This is a genomic window from Streptomyces sp. NPDC048424 (genome assembly GCF_040651555.1).
GTDB lineage: Bacteria > Actinomycetota > Actinomycetes > Streptomycetales > Streptomycetaceae > Streptomyces.
The window spans coordinates 16444-35579 of sequence record NZ_JBEZKE010000027.1 but is presented as its reverse complement, the minus strand read 5'-3'; the positions used below and the strand labels follow the sequence as shown (position 1 = coordinate 35579).

The 19136-nt window shown below is 71.9% G+C and carries 21 protein-coding genes and 1 pseudogene; 2 read left to right on the top strand and 20 right to left on the bottom strand.

Annotated elements, in window-relative coordinates:
- Positions 1-40: 40 nt before the first annotated feature.
- The gene (gene rpsB, locus AB0D29_RS29755; protein WP_362858445.1) at positions 41-928 is read right to left on the bottom strand and encodes a 30S ribosomal protein S2; all 888 of its coding nucleotides are present in this window, start codon (positions 926-928) and stop codon (positions 41-43) included.
- Positions 929-1178: 250 nt separating this feature from the next.
- Here rpsB and AB0D29_RS29750 point away from each other — a divergent pair, with 250 nt between their 5' ends.
- On the top strand, positions 1179-1724 hold the full coding sequence (locus tag AB0D29_RS29750; protein WP_362858444.1) for a M23 family metallopeptidase: 546 nt from the start codon (positions 1179-1181) through the stop codon (positions 1722-1724).
- 31 nt (positions 1725-1755) lie between these two features.
- Here the strand turns inward: AB0D29_RS29750 and AB0D29_RS29745 are convergent, their stop codons facing one another.
- The 18 genes and pseudogenes from AB0D29_RS29745 to proS form a co-directional block, all read right to left on the bottom strand.
- The gene (locus tag AB0D29_RS29745; protein WP_362858510.1) at positions 1756-2313 is read right to left on the bottom strand and encodes a helix-turn-helix domain-containing protein; all 558 of its coding nucleotides are present in this window, start codon (positions 2311-2313) and stop codon (positions 1756-1758) included.
- A 52-nt stretch (positions 2314-2365) separates the two neighbouring features.
- Entirely contained in the window at positions 2366-3202 is an 837-nt protein-coding gene (whiG, locus tag AB0D29_RS29740) for an RNA polymerase sigma factor WhiG (RefSeq protein WP_362858442.1), read from the bottom strand.
- 209 nt (positions 3203-3411) lie between these two features.
- Complete coding sequence (gene dprA, locus AB0D29_RS29735) at positions 3412-4599, bottom strand: DNA-processing protein DprA (protein ID WP_362858440.1); 1188 nt, start codon at positions 4597-4599, stop codon at positions 3412-3414.
- Positions 4596-6230 (bottom strand): ATP-binding protein, encoded by a 1635-nt coding sequence (locus AB0D29_RS29730; RefSeq protein WP_362858438.1) that lies wholly within the window; start codon positions 6228-6230, stop codon positions 4596-4598. The genes dprA and AB0D29_RS29730 overlap by 4 nt, the downstream gene beginning before the upstream one ends.
- Entirely contained in the window at positions 6230-6601 is a 372-nt protein-coding gene (locus tag AB0D29_RS29725; protein WP_319730868.1) for a YraN family protein, read from the bottom strand. The genes AB0D29_RS29730 and AB0D29_RS29725 overlap by 1 nt, the downstream gene beginning before the upstream one ends.
- A 109-nt stretch (positions 6602-6710) precedes the next feature.
- Positions 6711-7019 carry a DUF2469 domain-containing protein gene (locus tag AB0D29_RS29720; RefSeq protein ID WP_005311352.1) on the bottom strand — a complete coding sequence of 103 codons (309 nt, stop codon included), beginning with the start codon at positions 7017-7019 and terminating at the stop codon, positions 6711-6713.
- Positions 7020-7074: 55 nt separating this feature from the next.
- Entirely contained in the window at positions 7075-7578 is a 504-nt protein-coding gene (locus AB0D29_RS29715) for an NUDIX hydrolase (protein ID WP_362858437.1), read from the bottom strand.
- Complete coding sequence (gene lepB / locus AB0D29_RS29710) at positions 7568-8350, bottom strand: signal peptidase I (protein WP_362858436.1); 783 nt, start codon at positions 8348-8350, stop codon at positions 7568-7570. Before lepB (AB0D29_RS29710) ends, AB0D29_RS29715 begins: the two co-directional genes overlap by 11 nt.
- A gap of 43 nt (positions 8351-8393) precedes the next feature.
- A complete protein-coding gene (gene lepB / locus AB0D29_RS29705; RefSeq protein WP_362858435.1) occupies positions 8394-9290 on the bottom strand; it encodes a signal peptidase I in 897 nt (298 codons plus the stop codon).
- Positions 9241-10260 (bottom strand): annotated as a pseudogene (lepB, locus tag AB0D29_RS29700) (signal peptidase I); the annotation flags it as partial. The pseudogene lepB (AB0D29_RS29700) and the gene lepB (AB0D29_RS29705), both read right to left, overlap by 50 nt.
- Entirely contained in the window at positions 10253-10990 is a 738-nt protein-coding gene (gene lepB / locus AB0D29_RS29695; RefSeq protein WP_362858433.1) for a signal peptidase I, read from the bottom strand. The pseudogene lepB (AB0D29_RS29700) and the gene lepB (AB0D29_RS29695), both read right to left, overlap by 8 nt.
- 44 nt (positions 10991-11034) lie before the next feature.
- Complete coding sequence (rplS, locus tag AB0D29_RS29690) at positions 11035-11385, bottom strand: 50S ribosomal protein L19 (protein ID WP_030823745.1); 351 nt, start codon at positions 11383-11385, stop codon at positions 11035-11037.
- 132 nt (positions 11386-11517) lie between these two features.
- The gene (trmD, locus tag AB0D29_RS29685) at positions 11518-12339 is read right to left on the bottom strand and encodes a tRNA (guanosine(37)-N1)-methyltransferase TrmD (RefSeq protein WP_362858431.1); all 822 of its coding nucleotides are present in this window, start codon (positions 12337-12339) and stop codon (positions 11518-11520) included.
- The gene (rimM, locus tag AB0D29_RS29680; protein WP_362858430.1) at positions 12339-12917 is read right to left on the bottom strand and encodes a ribosome maturation factor RimM; all 579 of its coding nucleotides are present in this window, start codon (positions 12915-12917) and stop codon (positions 12339-12341) included. The genes trmD and rimM overlap by 1 nt, the downstream gene beginning before the upstream one ends.
- An 81-nt stretch (positions 12918-12998) precedes the next feature.
- Positions 12999-13238: an RNA-binding protein gene (locus tag AB0D29_RS29675; RefSeq protein WP_030011889.1), complete on the bottom strand. Its 240-nt coding sequence runs from the start codon at positions 13236-13238 to the stop codon at positions 12999-13001.
- Positions 13239-13240: 2 nt separating this feature from the next.
- Entirely contained in the window at positions 13241-13681 is a 441-nt protein-coding gene (gene rpsP / locus AB0D29_RS29670; RefSeq protein ID WP_030386406.1) for a 30S ribosomal protein S16, read from the bottom strand.
- Between the two features lie 381 nt (positions 13682-14062).
- Positions 14063-14659 (bottom strand): hypothetical protein, encoded by a 597-nt coding sequence (locus AB0D29_RS29665; protein WP_030708534.1) that lies wholly within the window; start codon positions 14657-14659, stop codon positions 14063-14065.
- Between the two features lie 210 nt (positions 14660-14869).
- A complete protein-coding gene (proS, locus tag AB0D29_RS29660; protein ID WP_362858429.1) occupies positions 14870-16282 on the bottom strand; it encodes a proline--tRNA ligase in 1413 nt (470 codons plus the stop codon).
- Between the two features lie 131 nt (positions 16283-16413).
- On the opposite strand from proS, the gene AB0D29_RS29655 reads away from it, so the two are divergent.
- Positions 16414-17091: a methyltransferase type 11 gene (locus AB0D29_RS29655; protein WP_362858428.1), complete on the top strand. Its 678-nt coding sequence runs from the start codon at positions 16414-16416 to the stop codon at positions 17089-17091.
- A gap of 22 nt (positions 17092-17113) precedes the next feature.
- Here the strand turns inward: AB0D29_RS29655 and ftsH are convergent, their stop codons facing one another.
- Positions 17114-19051, bottom strand: a complete 1938-nt coding sequence (gene ftsH / locus AB0D29_RS29650) for an ATP-dependent zinc metalloprotease FtsH (RefSeq protein WP_362858427.1) — start codon at positions 19049-19051, stop codon at positions 17114-17116.
- Between the last annotated feature and the right edge of the window lie 85 nt (positions 19052-19136).

Here is a 19136-nt window from a genome sequence, read left to right as displayed (position 1 = left end):
GTGAGTGCCCGGCGCGTTAACGCCGGGCGCTCTCAGTGGGTCAGGCCTGCTCGGCGTCGGCGGCCGGGGCCTCAGCCTCGGCGGCCGGGGCCTCGGTGACCTCGGCGGCAGCGTCGGCGGCCGGGGCGGCCTCCGCGTCGTCGGCCTTCTTGTCACCCTCGAGCAGGTCGCGCTCCCACTCGGCGAGCGGCTCGGCGGCGGCCTTCTCGCCCGGCTTCGAGTCGCCGGTCGCAGCGCCGGAGCGGGCGATGAGGCCCTCGGCGACGGCGTCGGCGATCACGCGGGTGAGCAGGGTGACGGAACGGATCGCGTCGTCGTTACCCGGGATCTTGTAGTCGACCTCGTCGGGGTCGCAGTTGGTGTCGAGGATCGCGACGACCGGGATGTGCAGCTTGCGCGCCTCACCGACCGCGATGTGCTCCTTCTTGGTGTCGACGATCCAGACGGCGCTGGGGACCTTCGACATCTCGCGGATACCACCGAGGGTCTTCTCCAGCTTGGTCTTCTCGCGGGAGAGGACCAGGAGCTCCTTCTTGGTGAGACCCGAGGCCGCGACGTCCTCGAAGTCGATCGCCTCAAGCTCCTTCAGACGCTGAAGGCGCTTGTAGACGGTGGAGAAGTTGGTGAGCATGCCACCCAGCCACCGCTGGTTGACGTACGGCATACCAACGCGCGTCGCCTGCTCGGCGATGGCCTCCTGGGCCTGCTTCTTGGTACCGACGAACATGATGGAGCCACCGTGCGCGACGGTCTCCTTCACGAACTCGTAGGCGCGGTCGATGTACGACAGCGACTGCAGCAGGTCGATGATGTAGATGCCGTTGCGCTCCGTGAAGATGAAGCGCTTCATCTTCGGGTTCCAACGACGGGTCTGGTGACCGAAGTGGACGCCGCTTTCCAGCAGCTCCCGCATCGTGACGACGGCCATGGCCATCTCCTTGGTTTCTCGGTTTGGTTCCTGACGTCCCACCGCGCCCTGCCCCCTTGAGGGGACCGAGAGACGCTGCCACCTGGCCTTTTCGGGCTGGTGCTGGGGCGTGCGAAGTCGACCCGGTGACCCGGATCGCCACAAGAAGTGTACGGGACCCGGCGGTATGCCGGGTGACGCCGTTGTCCACAGCGTCCGGACCGTCCACAGGCCCGCTCCCGGCCGCGTACGGGCGCGGGACGCTACGGCCATGACGACCTTGCTGCTCAGCCTGCTCCTGGCCCTGGCCCAGGCGGTCCTTCCGGGGCCGGCCCCCGGGCCCGTTCCCGGCGTCCGCCCGCTGCCCTCACCCCTGAGGGTGGCCCGCTGGTGGGACCCGCCGCCGACCCCGTACGCGGCCGGGCACCGCGGCGTGGACCTGTCCGCCCCGGTGGGCGCGGAGCTGCGTGCGGTGGGGCCCGGCCGGGTCCACCACGCCGGGCTGGTCGCGGGCCGCGGGGTGCTCTCCCTGACCCTCCCGAACGGTCTGCGCACGACCTACGAACCGGTCCGCCCGCTGGTCACGGAGGGCGAGGAGGTCACGGCGGGCCAGGTGGTGGCGGTCCTGACGGAGGGCTCCCACTGCCCGCAGCCCTGCCTCCACTGGGGCCTCCTGTCAGGCGAGACCTACCTCAACCCGCTCACCCTCGTCCCCCACCCGACCCCGCGCCTCCTGCCGAACCCGGCCCCCGCCGGCACGCCCAGCCCCACCGGCACCTCTAGTCCCACCGGCACCCCTAGCCCCGCCGGCGATTGAGGCGCGGGGTCCGGGGCGGAGCCCCGCTCTCTCAGCCGCGCACGCCCCGCAGGGCCATGGCCACGGCCGCCTCCGTCACCACGGCCGGATCCTCGGCAGCCCCGAGCTCGATCCGCCGGACGGCGGCGTCCACCACGCCCTGGAGGAGCATCGCGGCGAGCCGGGGCTCCTGCTGCCCGAGGGCGGCCAGCGCCTCGACGATCATCGCGATCAGTCCCCCGTGCGCCGCACGGATCTTCTCCCGCGCCCCGGCGTCCAGCTCGCTCGCCGAGATGGCCACCACGGCCCGGTGCCGCCGGTCCCCCACCAGTCCCAACTGGCTCCGCACGTAGGCCTCGATCTTCGCCTCCGGCGACTGCGCCTGCTCCATCGCCGCCTCGATCTCCGCGGCCCACACGGGGAAGTCCACCGCGCACAGCTCTTCGACGACGGCCGCGCGGGAGCGGAAGTATTCGTACACGGAGGACCGGGCGAGCCCGGTCCGCTCCGCCAGGGCGGGGAAGGTCAGAGCCTCCGTCCCGCCTTCGGACAGCAGGGAACGCGCGGCGTCCAAGAGGGCGCCGCGCTGCATCGACCGGTGCTCGGCCACGGAGGCCGCTCGAATCCTGGGCACGCATCCACTCTACGGAGGTGGCGCAAGCTCACCGTCCTACATCCGCCAACTTCGCGCGCAGCTGCAGGACGGACTTGGTGTGGATCTGACTGACCCGGCTCTCGGTGACGCCCAGCACGTTCCCGATCTCGGCGAGCGTCAGGCCCTCGTAGTAGTAGAGGGTCACCACGGTCTTCTCCCGCTCGGGCAGTGTGTTGATGGCCCGCGCCAGCAGGCGCCGCAGTTCGCGGTCCTCCGCGACCTCCACCGGGTTGTCGGCGGCGGTGTCCTCCAGGGTGTCCATCAGCGAGAGGCGGTCGCCGCCCTCACCGCCGACGTGCAGCAGCTCCTCCAGCGCGACCACGTTCGCGAGGGACAACTGGCTGAAGACGGTGTGGAGGTCCTCCACCCCGATGCCCATCTCCCCGGCGACCTCGCTCTCCGTCGGGGTGCGCCGCAGCTGGGCCTCCAGCGTGGCGTAGGCCCGTTCCACGGCGCGCGCCTTCTGCCGGACCGAGCGGGGGATCCAGTCCAGTGCCCGCAGTTCGTCGATCATGGCGCCGCGGATCCGGGTGATCGCGTACGTCTCGAACTTGATCGACCTTTCGATGTCGAACTTCTCGATGGCGTCGATCAGTCCGAAGACCCCGGACGAGACGAAGTCGGCCTGCTCCACATTGGGCGGCAGACCCACGCTGACGCGGCCGGCGACGTACTTCACCAGGGGCGAGTAGTGCAGGATCAATTGCTCCCGCAGCCGCTCGTCACCCGATTCCTTGTACGAGCGCCACAGCACCTCCAGGGACGAGGGCGCGGTGGACCGCACGCTGCCTCGGGCAGCGGGGGGCACCGCAGCGCGGTCAGACCCTGAGGTGTGCTGGGGCATGCTTCGCCTTTGCCGGAGCCGGATTCCTTGGGAGCGTAGCGTGACGGAAGTGTCGCGGTGCGCGAAGAGTACGGGATGGCGCGGGGGCGCAGGCGCGCCCCGGCTCGCACGCGCCGCCCGGGACCGGCGCCGCGCGCACGGTCCCGGCGGCTGCCATCGGGAAGACCGCGTCTCTCATCGGTTTCACTCTTTCACCGGAACTCCCCAGGTCAACGACCGCCTCGCCGGGTGGACCGGGTTTGTATGTCCCCTCCAGCCGTTTGTCTGCTCAACTGCCAGCCGTCGCCCTGCCGTTCGACGAACCCCAGAGAGTGAAGTTCGTACAGTCTGCCGATGACTTCATCGGTGCTGGTGCCGGAGGCAAGTGCCAGCTCGGACACGTCCGCGGGGCGTCCGGCCGGGAGCGCTTCGAGCACCCGGGCGGTGTCCGGGTCCAGCAGGTCCCGGGCGAGCACCGGGCCGCGCCGCTCGGGAGCCAGTTCGCCCATGGCGCCCACCAGTTCGACGACTTCCGCCGCGTCGGTGACGAGCGCGGCCTCGCCCCGCAGCAGTTCGTGCACCCCGGCCGAGAGTCCGCTGGTGGCGGGCCCCGGGATGCCCATCGTGATCCGCCCGAGCTGCTGGGCCCGCCGGGCGGTGACCAGGGAGCCGCTGCGGTGGGCGGCCTCCACGACGACCGTGCCCCGGGTGAGGGCCGCGATGACCCGGTTGCGCAGGACGAACCGGCTGGGCGTGGGGTGGCTGCCGGGCGGCAGCTCCCCGAGGATCAGCCCCTGACCGGCGATCCTGTCGAGCAGCCCGGTGTGTCCGCGGGGGTAGGCGACGTCCACCCCGCAGGCCAGCACCGCCGCGGTCGCACCGCCCGGGGCGAGGGCCCCGCGGTGGGCGGCGCCGTCGATGCCGAACGCGGCCCCGGAGACCACGACCCAGCCCCGCTCGGCGAGCCCGGCGGCCAGGGTCTGGGCCATGTGCGCGCCGTACGGGGTGCAGGCCCGGGCCCCGACCACGGCGACCGAACGCAGCGCCCACGTCCGCAGGTTCGGCCGGCCCCGCAGCCACAGCCCGACGGGGCGGGCGTCGCCGAGGTCGTCGAGCTGGGTCGGCCACTCCGCCGAGCCCGGGAACACGAACCGGCATCCCGTGGCGGCGGCCCGTTCGAGGTCGCGCCGCGGATCGGCCAGCGCCGCCCGTCTGCGGTATCCGGAGAGCCGCTCCGGTCCCACTCCGGCCGGGGCTTCCGATCCCGCCTCGGGGCCGGTGAGCAGCCCCATCAGGGCGACCGCGCCGTGCTCGCGCAGCCAGCGCCCGCCGTGCTCGTCCCCTGGCTCCAGCACGCGTGTCAGCGCCGCCCGCGCCAGCAGTTCCGCTTCCCCTTCCCCTTCCCCTGCGCCGGTCATGTCCCGCCTCCCGTCACCGGGATCGCCCCGCGGGTGATCCCGGTCCGCAGCTCCAGCGCCACGGCCACGTCCAGCGCGTCGGGCCGGTCCCGCCCCCGCAGGTCGGCCACGGTCCAGGCGACCCGCAGGACCCGGTCCAGCCCGCGCGCGGTGAGCAGCCCCCGTTCCAGATCGCGCTCGGCCTGCGCCAGTGCACCGGGGCCCGCCTGCCACCGGGTCCGCAGTTCCTGCCCGGGCACTTCGGAGTTGAGCCGCCAGGGGGTGTCGGCGAGCCGGGCCGCGGCGCGCTCCCGCGCCTCCCGAACCCGCTCGGCGACCACGGCGGTGGTCTCTCCCCGCCCGCCCTGCCCCAGCAGATCGGAGCGGGTCACGGGCTCGACCTCCACCCTCAGGTCCACCCGGTCGAGCAGCGGCCCGGACAGCCGCGCCTGGTAGCGCCGGATCACCGAGGGCGGGCATTCGCACCCGGCTCCCAGCAGGGTGTGGCGCCCGCACGGGCAGGGGTTCGCGGCGAGCACCATCAGGAACCGGGCCGGCAGCCTCACCACCCCGGCCGCGCGGGCGATGACCACGTGTCCCGATTCGAGGGGCTGGCGCAGCGCGTCCAGGGCCCGGCTGTGGAACTCCGCGGCCTCGTCCAGGAAGAGCACACCGCGGTGGGCCAGGGAGACCGCGCCGGGCCTGGGGACTCCGCTCCCGCCGCCCACCAGGGACTGCATGGTCGCCGAATGGTGGGGTGCGCAGTACGGCGGCCGGGCGACCAGCGGTTCGCCGGGCGGGAGGATGCCCGCGACCGAGTGGACGGCCGTGACCTCGACCGAGTCCTGCCGGGTGAGCGGCGGCAGGATCCAGGGCAGCCGCTCGGCCAGCATCGTCTTGCCCGCGCCCGGGGGTCCGCTGAGGAACAGGTGGTGCCCTCCGGCGGCCGCCACCTCCAGGGCGCGGCGCGCCGTGTGCTGCCCGGCCACGTCGGCGAGGTCGGGGAAGTCCGCAGTGTCCCCCCGGCCGGAGCGGCCGGCGGCGAGCCCCGTGCCCAGCCCCGCCCCGGGGACGAGCAGGCCGGCCAGTATCGGATCGGGGCGCCCGGGCGGTTCGGGCGGATCCTCCTCGGGGACCACCCCGTCGGTCAGGACCGCGATCAGCTGGCGCAGGCTGCGCACGCCGAGCACCGAGACGTCCGGCACGAGGGCGGCCTCGGCGGCGCACTGCTGCGGCACCACCACCTGCCGGTATCCGGCCTCCGCCGCGGCGAGGACCGCGGGCAGGATGCCGCGGACGGGTCGCACCCGGCCGTCCAGTCCCAGCTCACCGATGAGGACGAGGTCGGCGATGGCGCCCGGGTCGACCACCTCGGCGGCCCCGAGCACCGCCGCGGCGACGGCCAGGTCGAATCCGGCGCCGGACTTCGGCACGGAGGCGGGGCTGAGCCCGACCGTGAGCTTCTTCTGCGGCCAGGCCGCACCGGAGTTGACCACGGCCGCCCGCACCCGGTCCCGGCTCTCGACGAGGGTCTTGTCCGGCAGGCCCACCAGGGTGAAGGCCGCGACCCCGGGCTCCAGATCGGCCTGGACCTCGACCACCACCCCGTCGACGCCGACCAGGGCCACCGAGCAGGCGCGCGCGAACCCCATCAGGCCACCCCCCTGACGTGTTCCACCAGGGGAGCGCCGCGCCGCGGCAGCAGGACTCCGACGAGGTCGATGCGCACGCCGCCCGGGGGTGGTCCGCCGTGGTCGGCGAGCCACCGCCCGGCGAGCCCCCGTAAGCGCTCGGCCTTGGCGGGCCGCACGGCGGCCATGGGATGCTCGAAGTCACCCGCCCGGCGGGTCTTGACCTCGCACACGACGAGGGCGTCCCCGTCCCGCGCGACGATGTCGATCTCCCCGCCGCGGCACCGCCAGTTCCGCGCGATCACGGTCATCCCGGCCTCGGTCAGCCGCCGCGCCGCGAGCTCCTCGCCGTACCGCCCCAATGCCTGCTGTGCCACGCCCTTCGCGTTCATCCGGCACCACCTCCGGCACCGACGGTCCCGCGTCCCCGCCCACCTTGTGGATCTTGGTGGACAAGCCGGCCGTTGTGGACAACTCCCTCACCCTCCCGGGTGAGGAAGCTCAGCTGCCGGGCAGTTCGAGGTCGCTCTTGTTGAGCTCCTCGATGTTCACGTCCTTGAAGGTCAGCACCCGGACCTGCTTCACGAAGCGGGCCGGCCGGTACATGTCCCAGACCCACGCGTCGGCCATCGAGACCTCGAAGAAGACCTCGCCCTGGACCGAGTGCACCTGCATCTCGTAGTCGTTGGTGAGGTAGAAACGGCGTTCGGTCTCGATCACATACTTGAACAGCCCGACGACGTCGCGGTACTCCCGATAGAGCTTCAGCTCCATCTCGGTCTCGTACTTTTCGAGGTCCTCGGCACTCATGGCATGTTCCCCTTCAGCCGTGCGTCCCCCTATTGTGCGCCAGGCCCATGCGCCCCTAAACGATTTCCGGGGCCAGGACCACCGGCGCACCCGGAGGACCGTCGTCGAGCAGCGTACGGAGCAGCTCGGCGAGTCTGGTCGGGTACACCGTCTCATGGGCCGAGAGAAGTTCCTCGGAGGTCCACCACCTGGCTCCGGTGACGCTGCGCCGCTCCAGCTCGGTGAGCCCGCCCATCTCGGTCGCGGTCTGGCTGGTACGTGCCAGGAAGTACCACTCGTCCTGCTCCCAGCGGCGCCCGTCGAAGGGGAAGGAGCAGTAGCGGTGCCACAGCACCGGCCCCAGCTCCACCTCTGTGATCCCCGTCTCCTCCGCCAGTTCGCGCAGTGCGGCGTCTTCCCGGCTCTCGGTGCCCTCCAGCCCGCCGCCCGGGGTGAACCACCAGTCGTCCGAGGGGTCCGCCGGCTCGAAGCCGTGCAGCAGCAGGATCCGGTCCTCCGGGTCCAGCAGGATCACCCGCGACACCTTCCGGTGGCCCGTTCCGGGCCGGTCAGCGGACACCGGCCCGCTCCTGCCGTCGCGTGCGCCCCAGGACCCGCGCCAGGGGCCCGTACGCGGCCCCCAGCAGGACCAGGGCGGCGCCGGCCACCACCGCCACCAGCTGGAGCCTCAGCGGCCCGGGCCGCGAGATGCCGCCGGGCAGGGCGGCGTACGTCGCCGGCCGCTCCAGCATCTTCGCGGAGGGCCAGGCCAGGGCGTCGACGCGGGCGCTGACGGCCGACCGCGGCACGGTCCCCTGCCCGGCCTCCTGCAGGTGGGCCCGGGAGTCCAGCGACGCGGCCCGCCGGTCGCCCAGCAGGAAGAGGTTGCCCTCGGGGACCGTCACCTCGAAGGGGGTCCCGGGCGGCGGGGCCTGCCCCGGCGGCGTGGCGAGACCCGTGTCCGGCCGGGTGGTGTCGGCGTACGGCTCGTCCAGCGGCGTGCCGTTCACGGTGAGTTCGCCGCCCGCGCCGCAGCACTTCACGGTGTCGCCGCCGATGCCGACGACCCGCTTGACCATGGGCGAATCGCTCCACATGGAATCAGTGAAGATGACCACGTCCCCGCGGCGCACCTCGCCGCCGTCGATGCGCTGTGCGAGCACCCGGTCCCCGGGCCGCACCGTCGGCATCATCGAGTCGGTCGGCACCGTGTAGGGCTGGTAGAGGAACGCCCCCCACACGAAGCCGCCGAGGAAGAGCGCAAAGCCGATGGCCACGGCGAGTCCCGACAGCACGTTGCCGAGACCGCCGCGGCCATCCTTGCCACTGCGTATTGCTTGTGTTCCGCCCATTGCAGCGCCCCCACACTCCGGGATCGTCGACCTGGGCGGCACCCTACCGGGCGGTACGACCGGTGGTCAGCTTCTGCCTGCGCCACATGACGAGCGGAACCGCCCCGACGAGCCCCAGCGCGGCCGGGCCCAGCCCGACCGGCGCCAGCCCGGCGGCCCCGAGACCGAGCGCGGTCGCGGCGGCCTGGTTGCCGATGCCCGGCTGGTCGAAGGTGTCCGGGATCGGCAGGGTCGACCAGCGGGTGAGCGGCCACGCGATCACGACGGCGCGCCCGACGACCTTGTCGACCGGAACGAACCCCTGGGTGGAGTCCTGCATGTGGTAGCGGGAGTCCTGGGAGTTCTGCCGGTGGTCGCCCATCACCCAGATCTTGCCCTTGGGCACGGTGATCGGACCGAAGGGGGCGTCGTCACAAGGGGTGTTGCCGGGGAAGATGTACGGCTCGTCGAGCTCCTTGCCGTTGACGACGACCGGTCCCCCCTTCTTGCACTCGACCGTGTCACCGCCGATGGCGATGGTCCGCTTGATCAGGTCCTTCTCCTCGGCGGACGGCATCAGGCCGATCCAGCTGAGGGCCTTCTGCACGATGTTCGGCTCCGGGGTCGGCTCCCCCGAGAGCCAGTTCGCCGGGTCGTGGAAGACCACGACCTCACCGCGCTCCGGCTCGGATCCGAACCACGGGGTCAGCTTGTCCACCAACACCCGGTCCCCGCGCTGCAGCGTGTCCTGCATCGAGTCGGACGGGATCGAGAACGCCTGGACCAGGAAGGTCTTGATCAGCAGGGCCAGCAGCAGGGCGATGCCGATGAGGAGCGGAAGCTCCTTCCAGAACGAGCGGTGCGCACGCGCCGCGGTACCGTCCTCGTCGGCCTCGCGCTCGGCTGCATCGTCCGGCCGCTCCTCGCCCTCGTCGCGTCCGGATCGTGCGCCTACCGCCACATCCCCCACATCCACTCCTCACTCGCGATCGCCGCCCGCGCCGAAACAGGCACGGGCCCTCCCCTCCCTTAACGAGCGGGAGTTCCCTAAGGCGCGGGAGACCGAAGACACACTATGCGAACGGCACGCCCCGACGGCGCTTACGCCGTCCGCGTCCTTCGCTCCGTGCCTGATCGGGCACCATGCGGAAGGTCGCGGGCTGTTCCAGTCGCTTCCAGTGCCCGAACGGCCAGGCGATCACAACGGCTTCACCGACGACCCCCTTCTCGTCGATGGTGCCCTCGAACGCCTCGTCGAGGTGGAAACGCGAGTCCGCCGAATTCGCCCGGTGGTCGCCCATGACGAAGAGCCGGCCGGGCGGCACCTCGACCTCGAAGGTGATCTCCGAGGGGGCGTTGCCCGGGTTCACGTACGGCTCGTCGAGCGGGGAGCCGTTGACGGTGACCCGGCCCCGGCTGTCGCAGCACTTGACGGTGTCCCCGCCCACGCCGATGACGCGCTTGATGAGGTCCTGCTCGTCGGCCGAGGGCAGCAGGCCGATGAAGGTCAGGGTCTGCTTGATCTGTTTGACGCCCACCGGGTCCGGGGCGGGCCGGGCCGCCTCGCCCTTGAGCCAGCCGCCGGGGTCCTTGAACACGACGACGTCGCCGCGCTCGACCTTGGAGCCGAACCACGGGGTCAGCTTGTCGACCAGCACCCGGTCGCCGATCCGGATGGTCTGCTCCATCGAGCCCGACGGGATGAAGAAGGCCTGCACCAGGAAGGTCTTGAGGAGCAGGGCTATGCACAGCGCCACCACGACCAGCAGCGGCAGTTCGCCCGCCCGGCGCGTGCGGCGGCGCCTGCGCACCTTGCGGGCCGTCCGGCGCCGTTCGGCCCGGCCGCCCTCCACCACCGGTACGGGTGTCGGTTCCGGCTCCGGTTCGGGCTCGCGCTCCCGGCCGCCCCGCGGCCGTCCCCGGTTACCCATGACCGCCGCCGACCGCGCCCCAGCGCGAAACCGGCCAGCCGATCCAGTCGGCCCGCCCGATCACCATCTCCACCGGCACCATCCCCCCGCCCGGTTCCCCGAGGTGGTCCCGCGAGTCCCGGGACTGGGACCGATGATCGCCCATCACCCACAGGCTCCCCAGGGGTACGACGATCCGGAACGGCACCTTCGAGGGCGCGTCACCGGGATACAGGTACGGCTCGTCCAGCGGCACGCCGTTGACCTCGACCCGCCCGGCGGCGTCGCAGCACACCACGTCGTCACCGCCGACGCCCACGACCCGCTTCACGAAGTCGGTGTCGGACGGCTCCGCGAGCCCGAGCGCCGAGGCCGCGCCGTGCAGCAGCACGCCGACCGGATTGCCTTCCGGGCGTTCCCGTACGAAGGAGCCCGTGCCGTCGAAGACCACCAGGTCCCCGCGGCTCGGCCGGTCGCCGAATCGGTACGCCAGCTTGTTGACCAGCACCCGGTCCCCGACCTGGAGCGTCGGCTCCATGGAGCGGCTCGGGATCAGGAAGGGCTGGACCACGAAGTTGCTGAAGAGCAGCAGGAAGACGGTGCAGAGCACACCGAGCACTCCGGCCCGCCGCCAGGTCAGCGGCCCCCGGGACAGCCTCCGCCCGGGCGTGGAGAACGCAAAACGCGGCCGCTCCTCCCCCTCGCCGGGGGAACAGTGGCCGCGCTGCGTGTGAGGTGCTTCGGTGTCCATCGGGGGCGAGCCTATCCGGCCGCCCCGGAACACCGGAGGCGACCTTACTTGTCGCGCTTCTCCTTGATCTTCGCGGCCTTGCCGCGGAGCTCACGGAGGTAGTACAGCTTGGCACGGCGAACGTCACCGCGGGTGACGAGCTCGATCTTCTCGAAGATCGGGGAGTGGACCGGGAAGGTACGCTCCACGCCGACGCTGAAGGAGACCTTGCGGACGGTGAAGGTCTCGGAGACCCCGGCGCCCTGGCGACGGATGACGACGCCCTTGAACTGCTGGATACGGGAGCGGTTGCCCTCGATCACGCGGACGTGCACGTTGATCGTGTCACCCGGGCGGAAGGCCGGGACGTCCGAGCGGAGCGCGGCGGCGTTGACGCCATCGAGCAGGTGAGACATGTTCTTCGTCTGCTTTCTTCGCACGACGCCACAGGCCGCCGGGCGGGTTTCCGTAGAGAATTCGGGAGCTGTCCCACCCTGCGGGCGACGGTCCCCCTGTGGCAGGGGCGCTCGCGGGCGTACAGCAGCCGCCTATTCTTCCACGGTCTGCGGCCTGCGCCAAAATCGGCCGTCCGGGGACGGCGTCCAGCCCAGGATGGAGAGGATTTCCCGGTCCTTCTTGTCGAAGGCGGAGGCCTCGCAGCGCTCGATCAGGTCGGGGCGGTTGCGCGCGGTCCGGCGGAAGGCCTCGTCCCGGCGCCAGCGGGCGATCTTCCCGTGGTGGCCGCTGAGCAGCACCTCGGGAATGTCGCGGCCGCGCCACACCGGGGGCTTGGTGAAGACGGGCCCCTCCAGCAGGTTGGCCATCTCGCCCGGCGCGAAGGAGTCGTCGCGGTGCGATTCGGCGTTGCCGAGGACTCCGGGCAGCAGCCGGGCCACGGCCTCGGTGACGACCAGGACGGCGGCCTCGCCGCCCGCCAGGACGTAGTCGCCGATGGAGACCTCGTACACCGGCATGCGGGTGGCGTACTCGTCCATGACCCGGCGGTCGATGCCCTCGTACCGGGCCGGGGTGAAGATCAGCCAGGGCCGCTCGGAGAGCTCGACGGCCAGTTCCTGGGTGAAGGGCCGGCCGCTGGGCGTGGGGACGACCATGACGGGCCCGCGCGCGCCCGCCTCGTAGCCGTCGGCCAGCGCCGCGTCCAGGGCCTCGCCCCAGGGCTCGGTCTTCATGACCATGCCGGGACCGCCGCCGTACGGGGTGTCGTCGACCGTGTTGTGCCGGTCGTACGTCCAGTCCCGCAGGTCGTGGACGTGCACATCGAGCTGCCCGCGGGCACGGGCCTTGCCGACGAGGGAGACGTTCAGCGGCTCCAGGTACTCGGGGAAGATCGTGACGACGTCGAGTCGCATCAGGCGTCGTCCCCGGAGTCCGCGTCAGGGGCCGGGTCCTCGTCGCGGGTCGAGTCGATGATCGCCTCGCGCTCGTCGATCAGCCCGGGCGGCGGGGTGATGACGCAGCGCTGCTCCTCCAGGTCGATCTCGGCGACGATCTCCTCGACGAAGGGGATCATCACCTCGGAGCCGTCCGGCCGCTCGACGATGAAGAGGTCCTGCGAGGGCAGGTGGGAGATCTCGGTGATCCGGCCGATCTCGGTGCCGTCCTCCAGTACCACGTCCAGGTCCATCAGCTGGTGGTCGTAGTACTCGTCCTCCTCCTCCGGCAGCTCCGCCGGGTCCACCTCGGCGATCAGCAGGATGTTGCGCAGCGCCTCGGCCCCGGTGCGGTCCTTGACGCCGGCGAAGCGGAGCATCAGCCGGCCGCTGTGCACCCGGCCCGTCTCGATGGTCAGCGGTCCCGCCGCGGCGGGCTCCGTCTTGAGCACGGCGCCGGGGCTGAGCCGCAGCTCCGGCTCGTCCGTGCGCACCTCGACGGTGACCTCACCCTTGATGCCGTGGGCGCGGCCGATCCGCGCGACAACCAGCTCCACTGTCTCTCTCTCCTGGTCAGACGACGACGGGCCGGGGCGGGCACGAATGCCCTCCCCGGCCCGTGCCGGTGATTCAACTGCTCAGCGGACCTGGTCCACGTCGACGAGGTCGACGCGGATCCCACGGCCGCCGATGGCGCCCACGACGGTACGCAGAGCACGCGCGGTGCGGCCGTTGCGGCCGATCACCTTGCCGAGGTCGTCGGGGTGGACCCGGACCTCGAGCACCTGCCCGCGGCGCAGGTTGCGCGAGGCGACCTGCACTTCGTCGGGGTTGTCCACAATGCCCTTTACGAGGTGCTCAAGAGCCTCCTCGAGCATGATCAGGCCTCGGTCGACTCGGCGGCGGCCTCAGCCTCGTCCGCCTTCTTGTCGGCCTTCTTCGCCTTCTGCGTGATGGCCTCGCCCTTGCCCTCGCCGATGCCCTCGAGGGCCTTGGCGAACTCGTCGAAGGAGCGACGCTTGCTCTCCTTCGTCTCCGGCTGCAGGAGCGGCGCGGGGGCGGGGAGACCCTTGTGGGCCTGCCAGTCACCGGTCAGCTTCAGGATGGCGAGCACAGCCTCGGTGGGCTGGGCGCCGACGGACAGCCAGTACTGCGCACGCTCGGCGTTGACCTCGATGCGCGACGGGTTGTAGGTCGGGTGGTAGATACCGATCTCCTCGATCGCGCGACCATCCCGGCGGGTGCGGGCGTCGGCGACGACGATGCGGTAGTGCGGCTGGCGAATCTTGCCGAGGCGCTTGAGCTTGATCTTGACTGCCACTGGAGTGGTGTCTCCTGAACTTGACGTGGTTGGGCACATGAGATGCCACGTGGGGTTGCGGTACTCGGGTGCCCGATGGACGCGTCAGCCGGAGGAGAGAGGGGTCCTATGCGACTGTCGAGTACAGCTAGCCATTGTGCCATACGCCCGCGGCGCGCTCAGCCGGGCGGTCCGGTCCGGCTCCGGCGGGCGGCCCGCTCCCGTCCCCGTGGACACGGCGTGCCGCGGGGACGGCGGGGCGGGGCGCGGGGCACGGCCCGCCGGTGGTGCGGCGGTGCGGGCTGCCCGCGTGCACGCCGTCGGCGGTCGCCCCGGTGGGGGCGAGGGCCCGGCGGCCGGTTCGCCGTGGGGCGGTGGCCCCGTCGGCGACGGTGACGGCGGTCAGGAAGCCGCCGCGATGGCGACTTCGGGGATGCGGAAGGGCTTCATGCACCCGCCGCACACGATCGGCGCCTGGGCCAGTACGGAGGGGACCACCCGCACGTTGCGCCCGCAGTCGCAGACCGCCTTGACGCGCACGCCGCCTCCGGAGGACCCGTGCCGGGCGGCCGGTCCGCGGAAGCTGCGCTTGGTGTCGGCGGCCGTGGCGGCGGTGTGCGCCTTGAGGGCGCGCTGCAGCCGTTCGATGGTGGGGCGGTAGCGCCGCTTCGCCTCCGGATTGAGCGTGACGAGCGAGAAGCCGCTGCTGGCGTGCGGTTCCTCGGAATGGTCCAGCCCCAGCTCCTCGGCGATCGCGAGGAATCTGCGGTTGTGGTAGCGGCCGGCGCGCGAGGTGTCTCGGACTCCGCGGGCGGCGGCGATGCCGTGGACTGCCTCGTGCAGCAGTCGCTCGAAGGAGAGCTCGGCGCCGCAGGCGGACGAGGACTCTCCGATCAGGGACTCGGGCGCGGCAAGGTCAGGCAGCTCGGGGTGGTGCCGCTGAATATCGGCCCACGCCTGCGCCAGCTCTGCGGCGAGAACAGGTGGTGTCGTGCTCACGTCGTGACAACGAGCCGGGGTGCCCGGGTGTTCCGATTCCGGGCCATTCCAAATTTTTTGCACGTACCAGTCAGTTCAGTCTCATGCGTCCTGAGGAGGACGGGTGCGCCGATCCCAGGAGGAGTCGGTACTTAACGAGGACCACCGACGAATCCGCCCCGGCGCGCGGCACGAGCCGCACGCCGGGGCGCAGGAGCCTTCGGGGCCCGACTAGTACGAGCGCGCGACGATCGCGAGGGTACCGGGAGCGTCGTCCGCCTCGGGAACCGACCCGTCCTCGGCGATCAGGCAGCGCACGGAGACGGCCTGCTCGGCCAGCTTCGCCTCGCCCTCCGGACCGAGGTCCGCCCACGGGATCCGCGCCCAGCCACCGGCGATGGCGGCCTCGGCGGCCTCCTCGATGGTCGCGACGTCGGAGGTGCGGGACTCGCGGCGCTCGCGGGACTCGCGCAGCAGCTGCGCCTGGTCCTCGTCGAGCACCTTGGGCAGCAGGTCGGCGAGCGCGTCGATCTGCACCGGGGTCTTCCCGCCCGGGATCCGGCGGGCCAGCATCGCGGTGCCGGCCTCCAGGTCGCGGGGGCCGATCTCGATGCGCACCGGTACGCCCTTGAGCTCCCAGTCCACGGCGCGGCGGCCGAAGGGGGTGTCCACGCGGTCGTCGACCTGGACGCGGAGTCCGGCGGCCTTCAACTGGGCGCCGAGCTCGCGGACCTTGGCGACGGCCTCGTCGCCCTTGATCGCCATGACGACGACCTGGACGTGCGCCAGGCGCGGCGGGACCCGGAGGCCGTTGTCGTCGCCGTGGGACATGATCAGGCCGCCGACCATGCGGGTCGAGACGCCCCACGAGGTCTGCCAGACGAGCTCCTGCTTGCCTTCCTTCGACAGGTACTGCGTGTTGAAGGCCTTGGCGAAGTTGGTGCCGAGCTCGTGGCTCGTGCCCAGCTGGAGGGCCTTGCCGTCGCCCATCATGCCCTCGAGGGTGAGGGTGTTGATGGCGCCGGCGAAGCGCTCCTTGGCGGTCTTGCGGCCGAGCACGACGTCGATGCCGAGCACGTTCGTCATGAAGTCGCCGTAGACGTCCGTGTGGATCCGGGCGGCGTAGTCGCGGGCGTCCTCGTAGGTGGCGTGGGCGGTGTGGCCCTCCTGCCAGAGGAACTCGCTCGTACGGAGGAACACGCGCGGGCGCATCTCCCAGCGGACCACGTTGGCCCACTGGTTGATCAGCAGGGGCAGGTCGCGGTAGCTCTGGACCCACTTGGAGAAGTAGTCGTTGATGATCGTCTCGGACGTGGGCCGGACGACGACCGGCTCTTCGAGCTCCTTGCCGCCGCCGTGCGTGACGACCGCGAGCTCGGGGGCGAAGCCCTCGACGTGCTCGGCTTCCTTCGTCAGGTACGACTGCGGGATGAAGAGCGGGAAGTACGCGTTCTGGGCGCCCGCGTCCTTGATGCGCGCGTCCATCTCCTGCTGCATCCGCTCCCACAGGCCGTAGCCGTACGGTCGGATGACCATGGTGCCGCGGACCGGACCGTTGTCGGCCAGCTCGGCCTTGTTGATCAGATCCTGGTACCAGCGGGGGAAATCCTCCGCCTGCGGGGTGAGAACGGGTGCCTTTGCCATGCCGCGAATCGTACGGCGCCGGGCACGCGATGCGTGAATCGGGTGGCGCGCTCCTCTGGACGCGGGGGCGAATGGGGAGTTCTCTGGCAACGGGGGCAAGGGGGCGACACGGAATCAGGAGCGCTCTTTCGATGACACCGACGCCGACGGCGACGCTCGTCGCCCGGGACTGGGCGGAGATCCAGGAACGGATGCTGGTACCGCTGTACGAAGCGGTCTACGACCGACTGGAGGTAGGGCCGGGTGACCGGCTGCTGGGCCTCGACTGCGGGGCCGGCCTGCCCCTGCTGCTCGCGGCCGGGCGGGGAGCCGTGGCCACGGGCGTGGAGGCGGATCCGGCCCGGCGGGCACTGGCCCGTGAGCGGCTGCTGGAGGTACTGGCGGCCCCGCCGTCGGCGCCGCGCCCGTACGACGCCCTGCTGGCCTTCTCGCCGTCTCCGGCGGAGCTGGCCGCGGCCCTGCCCGCGGTGCGCCGCGGCGGGGCGGTGGTGCTGGCCGACTGGGGCCCGGCGGAGCGCTGCACGGTGCCCGCGGTCCTGGGCGGCGGGCCCTCGCCCCGCGACCTGGACGCGCTGGTGGAGCGGGCCGGGCTCAGACCGGACGGCTCGGGGCGGGTGTTCTGCCCGTTCGGGTACGCGGACGTGGACAGCGCGGTGCGCGGGCTGGTGTCGACCGGGCTCTACGACGGTGCGGCCGACCCCGCGCTCGCGGAGAAGGAGCTGGCCGAGGCGCTTCACCCGTTCGAGCGGTCCGACGGCGCCGTGTGGCTGCCGAACATCTTCCGGTATGTGATCGCCCGGGTGGGCTGACGTCCATGCGGCCGACCGGCCGTCAGTCGGTGTCGTGTGCCTTCGTCAGGCGGGTGATCCCGGCGGCGGCGTAGGCGGCCGCCTCGTCCAGGGTCTCGTTGGCGAGCAGGGCCTCGGCCAGGGCGTCGAGCTGCGGGCGGTGTTCGCGCAGGAGGCGGCAGGCGTCCATGTAGCACTCGTCGACGATCCGCCGCATCTCGTGGTCGACCGCGTCGAGGGTGGCGGGGGCGGCGGACAGGCCGTACGGACCGCCTCCGTCGGAGGGGATGGCGGTGAGCTTGCCGACGCGGTCGCTCATGCCCCAGCGGCCGACCATGCCGCGCACGATGTTGGTGACCTGTTCGAGGTCGTTCTCGGCGCCGGTGGTGATGACGTCGTACACGACGTGTTCGGCGGCCATGCCGCCGAGCGCCCCGATGATGCGGCCGCGCAGGTACTCCTCGGTGTACGCGTACCGGTCGGCGTCCGGGGTCGAGAGGGTGACGCCGAGGGCGCGGCCGCGGGGCACGATCGTGATCTTGCGGACCGGGTCGGCGCCCGGCTGGAGCATGCCCAGGAGGGCGTGGCCGCTCTCGTGGTAGGCGGTGCGGCGGCGCTCCTCCAGCGGCATGACCAGGGACCGCTCGGCGCCGAGCTGGACCTTCTCCAGGGCGTCGGAGAGGTCGGACTGGGTGACCTGGTCCTGTCGGCGCTTGACCGCGAGCAGCGCGGCCTCGTTGGCGAGGTTGGCCAGTTCGGCGCCGGTCATTCCGGGGGTGGTACGGGCCACCTGCGCGAGGTCGACGCCCGGGCCGAGCGGGATGTCGCGGGTGTGGATGCGCAGGATGGCCTCGCGGCCTGCCCGGTCGGGCGGGGAGACGACCACCGTGCGGTCGAAGCGGCCGGGCCGGGTCAGGGCGGGGTCGAGGACGTCGGCCCGGTTGGTGGCGGCGAGGACGACCACCCCCTCCGAGCCGGAGAAGCCGTCCATCTCGGTGAGGATCTGGTTCAGGGTCTGTTCGCGTTCGTCGTGGCCGCCCATGGCCGCGCCGCCGCCGCGCACCCGGCCGATGGTGTCGATCTCGTCGATGAAGATGATCGCGGGGGCCACTTTGCGCGCCTCGGTGAAGAGCTCGCGGACCCGGGAGGCGCCGACGCCGACGATCATCTCGATGAACTCGGAGGCGGAGGCGGAGAAGAACGGCACCCCGGCCTCGCCCGCGACCGCCCGCGCGAGCAGGGTCTTGCCGGTGCCGGGCGGGCCGGACAGCAGGACGCCGCCGGGCATCCGGGCGCCCAGCTTCCGGTAGGCCTGCGGGTTCTTGAGGAAGTCGACGACGTCGTTGAGCTCGCCCTCGACCTCGTCGATGCCGGCCACGTCCTGGAAGGTGGTGCGCTTGTCGCCCGTCTCCAGCTCCACCGGCTTGGGCGGGGCCTTGCGCCCGAGGGCGCCCATGCCCCCCATCCCCGAGCCCATCCGGCGGGCGATGACCACCCACAGCAGGACCAGCAGGAGCATCGGGGCGAGGGAGAGCAGCAGATTGGCGAGGAAGCTGCGCTGCACGACGACCGGGGAGGCCGTCACGGTCACGTTCTGCTTGGTGAGGTCGGCCCACAGGTCGTCCTCGGCGAAGGCCGGGCGCTGGGTGACGAATTTGGTGTAGTCGCCCTTGTCCCCGTCGGGCAGCGGCTGCTTGGCCTTCAGCTCGCCCTGGATCGCGTCGCCCTTGGAGTAGATCTTCGAGACGTTGCCGGCGGCCACCTGCTTGCTGAACTCGGTGTACGAGATGGTCGGCTCGTCCCCCTCGTTGAAGAAGGACAGCACCAGGTTGGTCACCAGGTAGACGATCAGGGCGGCGAGGATCAGTCCCCTCCAGCCGCCCGGCATCCTCTTCTTCGGGGGAGGCGTGGGCGGGGCGCCTTCCGAGCGCCAGGGCGTGTCGGCCCTGTCGCGGGGAGGTACGGGGGTGGGGCTGGGCACGGGGCGCCTCCTTCTGCCATCCTCCCGGCCGACGATAAGCGACAAATCGACCCCTTGCCCCGCAGACGGCAGAGGGCCCCGGCCG